This window comes from Actinomadura sp. (genome assembly GCF_044508335.1).
Classification (GTDB): Bacteria; Actinomycetota; Actinomycetes; order Streptosporangiales; family Streptosporangiaceae; genus Spirillospora.
In genome coordinates, this window is record NZ_JBIQHY010000129.1 from 1 (window position 1) to 7,650 (window position 7,650).

At 72.6% G+C, this 7,650-nt stretch carries 8 protein-coding genes; all 8 read right to left on the bottom strand.

Annotated features, from left to right (window positions below; all coding sequences use genetic code 11):
• Positions 1-14: 14 nt before the first annotated feature.
• From ACIWVC_RS29550 to ACIWVC_RS29585, 8 genes are read right to left on the bottom strand one after another with little or no spacing between them, the layout of a single operon-like run.
• Complete coding sequence (locus tag ACIWVC_RS29550) at positions 15-803, bottom strand: MaoC/PaaZ C-terminal domain-containing protein (RefSeq protein WP_396451226.1); 789 nt, start codon at positions 801-803, stop codon at positions 15-17.
• Positions 800-1,975: a lipid-transfer protein gene (locus ACIWVC_RS29555; RefSeq protein ID WP_396451228.1), complete on the bottom strand. Its 1,176-nt coding sequence runs from the start codon at positions 1,973-1,975 to the stop codon at positions 800-802. Before ACIWVC_RS29555 ends, ACIWVC_RS29550 begins: the two co-directional genes overlap by 4 nt.
• Positions 1,972-2,385 carry a MaoC family dehydratase gene (locus ACIWVC_RS29560; RefSeq protein ID WP_396454843.1) on the bottom strand — a complete coding sequence of 138 codons (414 nt, stop codon included), beginning with the start codon at positions 2,383-2,385 and terminating at the stop codon, positions 1,972-1,974. Before ACIWVC_RS29560 ends, ACIWVC_RS29555 begins: the two co-directional genes overlap by 4 nt.
• On the bottom strand, positions 2,382-3,452 hold the full coding sequence (locus tag ACIWVC_RS29565) for an acyl-CoA dehydrogenase family protein (RefSeq protein ID WP_396451232.1): 1,071 nt from the start codon (positions 3,450-3,452) through the stop codon (positions 2,382-2,384). The genes ACIWVC_RS29560 and ACIWVC_RS29565 overlap by 4 nt, the downstream gene beginning before the upstream one ends.
• Positions 3,452-4,477, bottom strand: a complete 1,026-nt coding sequence (locus ACIWVC_RS29570; protein ID WP_396451234.1) for a bifunctional MaoC family dehydratase N-terminal/OB-fold nucleic acid binding domain-containing protein — start codon at positions 4,475-4,477, stop codon at positions 3,452-3,454. Before ACIWVC_RS29570 ends, ACIWVC_RS29565 begins: the two co-directional genes overlap by 1 nt.
• Entirely contained in the window at positions 4,474-5,637 is a 1,164-nt protein-coding gene (locus ACIWVC_RS29575; RefSeq protein ID WP_396451236.1) for an acyl-CoA dehydrogenase family protein, read from the bottom strand. The genes ACIWVC_RS29570 and ACIWVC_RS29575 overlap by 4 nt, the downstream gene beginning before the upstream one ends.
• 38 nt (positions 5,638-5,675) lie before the next feature.
• Complete coding sequence (locus ACIWVC_RS29580; RefSeq protein WP_396454844.1) at positions 5,676-7,331, bottom strand: AMP-binding protein; 1,656 nt, start codon at positions 7,329-7,331, stop codon at positions 5,676-5,678.
• The gene (locus ACIWVC_RS29585) at positions 7,324-7,488 is read right to left on the bottom strand and encodes a hypothetical protein (protein WP_396451240.1); all 165 of its coding nucleotides are present in this window, start codon (positions 7,486-7,488) and stop codon (positions 7,324-7,326) included. Before ACIWVC_RS29585 ends, ACIWVC_RS29580 begins: the two co-directional genes overlap by 8 nt.
• Positions 7,489-7,650: the final 162 nt, after the last annotated feature.

A 7,650-nucleotide genomic window follows, 5' to 3' on the forward strand; every position in this document is an offset into this window, starting at 1 on the left:
TGACGACTGCGGGCTCAGGCGAAGCGGGCTTGGGCTGCGGAGATGACTGGCTTGTCGTCTACCGATGCCTCGAAGAGGGTTGCTTCGCCGTCCTTCCAGGTCTCCACGCGGAGGGTGTCGCCTGGGAAGATCGGCGCGGCGAAGCGGCCCTCCAGTTCGCGGAGGTCGGCCGGGTGGGCGCCCAGGGACGACGCCAGCGGCAGCGTGATCGCCGCCAGCGTGCACAGGCCGTGCATGATGGGGCGCGGCATCCCGGCCGTCTTCGCCGCCTCCGGGTCGATGTGCAGGTGGTGGCGGTCGCCCAGGAGGCGGTAGAGGGCCGCCTGGTTCGCCGCCGTCCGGACGGTCAGCTCCCCGGTGGGGGCCGTTTCGGGACGGCGGCGGGCGGACGGGCCGCGCTCGCCGCCGAACCCGCCGCGGCCCGGCGCGAAGATCGACCAGGTGGCCTCGAAGTACTCGCTCTCCACGGTCAGGTCGAAGACCGCCGCCGACCCCTTGTCCCAGACGTCCGCCACGCGGGCGCTCATCTCCACGGCGCCCGAGCGCGGCAGGTCCTTCAGGACGCGGAGCCGCTGGGACCCGTGGACGGCCGTCCGCACGTCGAACGCGCCCGCCGAGCCGAGCGCGTCCGGCGCCCACTGGGCGAGGGTCAGCGCGAACGTCGGAAGGACGCGCAGCCTCTCCTCGAAGACCAGGTCGAGGTCGGAGGCGTCCGCGCCGACGGCCAGCGCGTAGAGGATCGCCCGGGTCTCGTCATAGGGGACGGTGCGGGTGCCGAGATATTCGCCGATCCACTCCGTCATTCGTCCGCTCCCAGGATCAGGCCGCTGGTGGGGACGCCGGTTCCGGCGGTGACGAGGACGTTGTGGACGTCGCCCGGCTGGTTCACCGACGTGCCGCGCACCAGGCGGACGGCCTCGGCGATCCCGTTCATGCCGTGGATGTACGCCTCGCCGAGCTGCCCGCCGTGGGTGTTGAACGGCAGCCGGCCGCCGATTTCGAGGTTGCCGTCCGCGACGAAGTCCTTGCCCTCGCCCTTGGCGCAGAAGCCCAGTTCCTCAAGCTGCGGCAGTACCAGCGGGGTGAAGTGGTCGTAGAGGATCGCGGCTTGGACGTCGGCGGGGGTGAGGCGCGACTGGGCGTAGAGCTGGCGGCCGACGAGGCCCATCTCGGGGATGCCGGTGATCTCGGAGCGGTAGTAGCTCGTCATCATGTGCTGGTCGTTGCCGGACCCCTGCGCGGCGCCCCAGACGAGGGCGGGGCGGTGCGGCAGGTCGCGGGCGCGCTCGGCGGACACGACGACCAGGGCCTGGCCGCCGTCGCTCTCCTGGCAGCAGTCGAGCAGCCGGAGGGGCTCGGCGATCCAGCGGGACGCCTGGTGGTCCTCCAGCGTGATCGGGCGGCCGTAGAACCACGCCGCCGGGTTCTTCGCGGCGTGCGCGCGGTCGACGACGGCGACGCGGCCGAAGTCCTCGCTGGTCGCGCCGTACTCGTGCATGTAGCGGCGGGCGAACATCGCGACCCACTGCGCGGGCGTCGACAGGCCGAACGGGTTCAGCCACGCGTAGGCGGCGCCGTCGGCGCTGACGTCGGCCGGGCGGTCCGCCTGGCCGAGGCCGTAGCGGATGCCCGAGCGTTCGTTGAACGCGCGGTAGCAGACGACGACGTCGGCGACGCCGGTCGCGACGGCCATCGCGGCCTGCTGGACGGTGCCGCAGGCGGCGCCGCCGCCGTGCCCGATGCGGGAGAAGAACTTCAGCTCGCCGATGCCGAGGTTGCGGGCGATGTGGATCTCGGAGCTGGTGTCGGCGGTGAATGTCACCATGCCGTCCACGTCGGACGGCTGAAGGCCGGCGTCGGTGATCGCGGCGAGCACCGCCTCGCAGGCGAGCCGCAGCTCGCTGCGGCCGGACTCCTTGGAGAACTCCGTGGCGCCGATCCCGGCGATCGCGGCGGCCCCTGGCAGCACGCTCATGCGTCGCTCCCCTGCAGTTGGACGACGACGGTGCCGGTCACGTGCGGGCCGATCCCGTTCACGCCGCGCACCTCGATCTCGACCCGGCGGCCGTCCTGCTTGCCGGTGACGGTGCCGGTCAGGACCATCGTGTCGCCCGGGTAGTTGGGCGCGCCCAGCCGGATCTTGATGGCCTTCACGACGGCGGCGGGCCCGGCCCAGCCCGTGACGTACCGGTCGACGAGACCGTTGGTCGTCAGGATGTTCATAAAGATGTCCTTGGACCCGCGCTCCACCGCGAGCGACGGGTCGTGGTGGACGTCCTGGTAGTCGCGGCTCGCGATCGCGGTCGCGACGATCATCGTGCGGGTCAGCGGGATGCTCAGCTCGGGGAGCTCCTCCCCCACCGCCACGTCCTCGAACCGCTTCACAGCGCCGCCCCCAGCAGGTCGAGGTCGGACGACGCGCCGCCGAGCGTCCCGGCGATCTGCTTGCCCCACAGGAAGTGGCGGTGCACCGGGTAGTCGACGTCCACGCCGATGCCGCCGTGCAGGTGCTGGACGCGGTGGACGACGTTCAGCCCGCCCTCGTCCGACCACCACTTGGCGACCAGGACGGCGGTGTCGGCGTCCTCCCCGGCGGCGATCAGCGAGACGGCGTGCCAGAGGCAGACGCGCAGCGCGTCGATCTCGATGTAGCAGTCGGCGAGCTGGTGCTGCGCGGCCTGGAACGTGGCGAGCGGGCGGCCGAACTGCTCGCGTCCGGCCAGGTGGCCGGCGGCCATGCGCAGCGCGCCGTCGGCGACGCCGAGCTGCACGGCGGCCAGCGACACGCGGGCCGTCCGCAGCATCGCGTCGAGGGCGCCGGAGCCGAGGGCCTGGGCGGGAGCGCCGTCCAGCGTGAGGTGCCCGGCCACGTCACGGCTGGTCGTCTCAGTGCGCTCCCAGGAGCCGGCGGACGTCTCGGCCAGGAACAGTCCGGGGCCGTCGGGCGACGACGCCGACACCAGCACATGGCTCGTCCCGAACGGCGTGGGGACGACCGCCTTCGTGCCGGTCAGCAGCCACCCGTCCCCGTCCCGCACGGCGGTGCAGCGCGGCGACGCGGGGTCGGGCGGCCCGAACTCCTCCAGCGCGACCGTCAGCCGCGCGGACCCGTCCAGGACGGACGGCAGGATCTCCTGCTGCGCCGCCGTCCCGTGCGAGGCCAGCGCCATGGCGGCGGCGACGCCCGGCCAGATCGGGACGGGTGCGACCGTGCGCCCCTGCTCCTCCAGCAGGACCACCAGACCGGCGATGCCGAGCCCGGCGCCGCCGGCCCGTTCGGGCAGCGCGACGCCGAGCAGGCCCGTCTCGCCGAGCTCCGCCCACAGCCCCTCGTCGAAGCCCCGCTCGGACTGCTCCGCGGCCTTGATCCGCGCCTGCGCGGCCCGGTCGGCGAAGATCTGCCGGGCCAGGTCCCGGACGGCCTCCAGCTCCTCCCCAAGCGTGAAGTCCATCAGCGCTCCTTCGCAGCGTCGGCCGGGCGGAACGCCGGCAGGGACAGGTCGGGGTCCGGGGCGATCCAGTCGAGGACGACGGGCATGCCGATCTCGACGTCCTCCGGCGCGACCCCGGTCATGTTCGTGATGAGGCGGGTCCCCTCGGCAAGCTCGATCACCGCGATGACCAGCGGGTAGTCGAACGCCGGGTGGCGCGGGTGGTGCGCGACGACGTAGCTGTAGACGTGGCCCTCGCCCTGCGCCTCGACGGTGTCCCACTCGAACGACCCGCACTGCGGGCAGCACGGGCCGGGCGGGTGCCGCAGCGACTTGCAGTCGGCGCACCGCTGGATGACGAGCCTGTGCTCGCGCGCCGCCTCGAACCAGAACGCGTTGTCCCGATTGATCGCGGGACGCGGCCGCAGGGGCCTCGGCTCCGGCTTCTCGGCGGGGCGGAACCGCAGCAGGCGCCACCGCTGCGTCGCGACGACCTCGCCGTCCGCGTCCCGGTACGTCCGGAGGGTCGTGATGAAGCGGCCGGCGCCGAGCGCGGTCTTCTTCTCCGCGGAGATCGCCTCGACGACCTCCTCGACGCTCACCCGGTCGCCGGGCACCAGCTCGCGCTCGAACTCGAACTCCGAGTCGGTGGCGACGACGGAGGTGTAGCCGCCCTCGGCGAGCAGCGCGGTCAGCTCGTCGGAACCGGACGGCTCCCGGTCTGGGCGGACGGACGCCGCGTAGCCGCGCATCGTCCATGCCTGCACCATCGACGCGGGCGCGACGATGCCGTCGCGTCCGGTCTCCCGGGCGGCGGCCTCGTCCAGGTAGACCGGGTTGTCGTCCTCCATCGCCTCGACCCAGTGCCGGATCATGGGGACGTTCACCGGGTCCTGCCCGAAGCGGCGGGTCAGCAGCTCGCGCCCGACCCACGCTTGCAGCCTGTCCTCGTAGTCGGTACCAGCGCTGTCGTTGCCAGTGCTGTAGTCGTTGCCGGCGCTGTAGTCGTTGCCGGCGCTGTAGTCGTTGCCGGCGCCGTCGCTCATGACCGCCTCACCCTCGGCAGGCCCAGGCCCTGGACGGCGACCATGTCGCGCAGCACCTCGTTGACGCCGCCGCCGAACGTGTTGACGATCCCCTGCCGGGACAGCTGCTCGATCTGCCCGTGCAGCACCGCGCCCGGCGATTCGGGGCGGATCCGCCCGGCCGCGCCGAGCACCCCGGTCAGCGTCCGCTGGACGAAGATGTGCGTCTCCGTGCCGTACGCCTTGGCGGCCCCGGCCTGCGCGCCGGTCAGCGTCCCGGCCTCCACCGCCATGGTCATCTTCCAGTTCATCAGCCGCATCGCCTCCAGCCGGGCGTGGGTGCGGGCGAGGTCGGCGCGCACCCACGGCAGGTCGATCACGCCGTTGTCGCGGGCCCAGTCCCGGACGTCCTCCCACAGCCGGATCATCCGGCCGCCTAGCGCGGCGAGGCCGATCCGCTCGTGGTTGAGCTGGGTGGTGATCAGGCTCCAGCCGCCGTCGACGTCGCCGACGACCGACGACGCGGGCACCCGCACGCCGTTGTAGTACGTCGAGGTCACCACCATCCCGCCGACGGTCGGGATCGGGCTCCAGGAGAACCCGTCCGCGTCGGTCGGGACGATCAGGATCGAGATGCCCTTGTGCTTCGGCGCGTCCGGGTTCGTGCGGGCGGCGAGCCAGATGTAGTCGGCGGTGTTGGCGCCGCTGGTGAACACCTTGCCGCCGTCGATGACGAACTCGTCGCCGTCCGGGACGGCCCTGGTCCGCAGCGACGCGAGGTCGGTGCCGGCGTCGGGCTCGGTGTAGCCGATGGCGAACACGATGTCGCCCGACAGGATGCCGGGCAGGTACTTCTTCTTCTGCTCGTCCGTCCCGAAGCGCATCAGCGTCGGGCCGACCGTGTTCACCGTGACGAACGGGAACGGCAGCCCGGCCCGCTGCACCTCGTCGAAGAAGACGTACTGCTCGGCGATCGACTTTCCCTGCCCGCCGTACTCGGTGGGCCAGCCGTAGCCGAGCCAGCCGTCGTTGCCGAGCATCTTCACGATCTCGCGGAACCGGTCGCCGCCCACGCCCTGCTCGCCGGCGCGGCGCCGCACGTCCTCGGGCAGCAGGCCCGCGAAGTACGCCCTCAGTTCCGCGCGCAGCTCGCGATGCGCGTCGGACTCACGCAGATCCATACCTGCCCCTTCTCATTTCACGGGAGCCCCTTCTCATTTCACGGAAGGAAGCGCCGGCGGCCGGCCGCGGTGAACTCGTCCCGCAGCGCGGCCTTGTCCGCCTCGGTCATCAGGACGTACTCGGGCGCGCCCCGGCCCGCCCACCGGTACACGGGGTCGGAGGTCCGCCATCCGTCGAGCTGCATCTCCTTCTTCCTCAGCTTGCCGGAGCCGGTCGTCGGCAGCGCGTGCGAGACGCGCACGAACCGCGGCGCGCCCTTGGTGCCGAGGTCGTCCTGCGCGGCGAGGAACGCGGGGAGGTCCAGGTCCTCGAACGCGACGCCCTCCGGGATCTCGATCGCGGCCATCACCTGGTCGCCGGAGCGCGGGTCGGGGACGCCGAACGCGACCGCGTCCACGATCTTCGGGTGGCGGCGGACGACGTTCTGGGTGAGCAGCGCCGAGATGTTCTCCGAGTCCACCCGGATCCAGTCGCCGGACCGGCCGCCGAAGTACAGGAACCCGTCGCGGTCGATGTAGCCGAGGTCGCCCGTCCAGTACCAGCCGTGCCGGACCCGCTCGGCGTCCGCCTCCGGGTTCTTGTAGTAGCCCTCGAACTTCGCGGCGCCGTGCACGTCGACGATCTCGCCGACGGCCGCCTCGGCGTTGGCGACGCGGCCGTGCTCGTCCAGGATCGCCGGGGCGCACGTTTCGAGCGTCTCGGGGTTCACGACCCGGACGCCGTCGTGGGCGGGCCGCCCGAGCGCCGTCGGCGGCGCCGCCGGATCGCGCTTGATCATGCCTGCGCTCTCGCTGGAGCCGTAGCCCTCGACGAGCTTCGCGCCGAAGCGGCGCAGGAACTCGGCCTTGTCCTCAGGGGACGCCTCCGTCCCGAACCCGTGCGTCAGCGTGTTGTCGGCGTCGTCGGGCCGCTCGGGGGTGGCCAGGATGTAGCCGATCGCCTTGCCGACGTAGGTGAAGAACGTCGCGCCGTAGAACCGCACGTCCGGCAGGAACCCGGACGCGGAGAACTTCGGCGTGAGCGCGACGGTCGCGCCGGCGGCGAGCGACGGCGCCCACAGCGCCATCAGCGCGTTGCCGTGGAACAGCGGCATCGGGCAGTAGCTGATGTCGTCGCGCCCGATGTCGTACTTGGCGCTGTTGTCGCGGCCCAGCTCGGCGAGCCGGCCCTGCGAGCAGCGCGCCGCCTTGGACGCGCCCGTCGTCCCGGAGGTGAACAGCAGCAGCATCTGCGTCTCCGGGGTGACCGACGGGTCGGCCTCCGGTTCGCACGCGTGGGACGAGACGAGCGCCGGGTATCCGGCCGAGTCGATCAGGAGGAACCGGTCGCGCGGGACACCGATGTCGAGCCCGTCCAGCAGCTTCAGCCCGGCCTCGTCGGTGACCAGCAGCTGGAGGTCGGTGTGCCGGACCTCCTGCTCCAGGTAGGCGCCGGTCCGGGTCGGGTTGATCCCGACGATCGTCGCGCCGCTGAGCGCCGCCGCGCCCAGCCACAGGACGTACTCGGGGACGTTCTCCAGCAGCACCCCGATGTGGAACGGGCCGTCCCGCCGCAGGCCGCGGGCCAGGGCCGCGCGCGCCGCGCTCTCCCGGACGACCTCGTCCCACGTCCAGGTCCGCTCGCGGCTGCGCAGGCCGGGCCGGTCGTCGCCCAGCCGCGCGAGCAGCATCCCGGCGATGGTCTCGTCACGCACTCGCGGCACCCCGGGCCGGCTCGGTGGACAGGACGCGGCGGGTGACCCGGCAGTGCTTGGCCGGCCGCTCGCAGGTGGCCGCCTTGACGATCCGGTTCCGCGGCGTGACCGGCCCCGGCCTGGCCGGGGCGAACACGTCGGGCTGCACGTCGTTCATCGGGAGTCCTCCATCCGGACTAGACGTTAATCAGCGGGATGTCCGCGCAGTCCGGACATCCCGCTGACCGGGAGCGTCGACGCCGCGGCGCGCAAAGGTCCCGTCCCGCCGAGCCGGTCCCAGTCCCGCCGAGCCGGTCCCAGTCCCGCTGAGCCGGTCCCA

Excerpts from the sequence above, each read along its gene's own strand:
- ACIWVC_RS29570 (WP_396451234.1), bottom strand. The coding sequence starts at position 4,477 with ATGAGCGACGGCGCCGGCAACGACTACAGCGCCGGCAACGACTACAGC.
- ACIWVC_RS29550 (WP_396451226.1), bottom strand. The coding sequence starts at position 803 with ATGACGGAGTGGATCGGCGAATATCTCGGCACCCGCACCGTCCCCTAT.
- ACIWVC_RS29555 (WP_396451228.1), bottom strand. The coding sequence starts at position 1,975 with ATGAGCGTGCTGCCAGGGGCCGCCGCGATCGCCGGGATCGGCGCCACG.
- ACIWVC_RS29585 (WP_396451240.1), bottom strand. The coding sequence starts at position 7,488 with ATGAACGACGTGCAGCCCGACGTGTTCGCCCCGGCCAGGCCGGGGCCG.
- ACIWVC_RS29575 (WP_396451236.1), bottom strand. The coding sequence starts at position 5,637 with ATGGATCTGCGTGAGTCCGACGCGCATCGCGAGCTGCGCGCGGAACTG.
- ACIWVC_RS29565 (WP_396451232.1), bottom strand. The coding sequence starts at position 3,452 with ATGGACTTCACGCTTGGGGAGGAGCTGGAGGCCGTCCGGGACCTGGCC.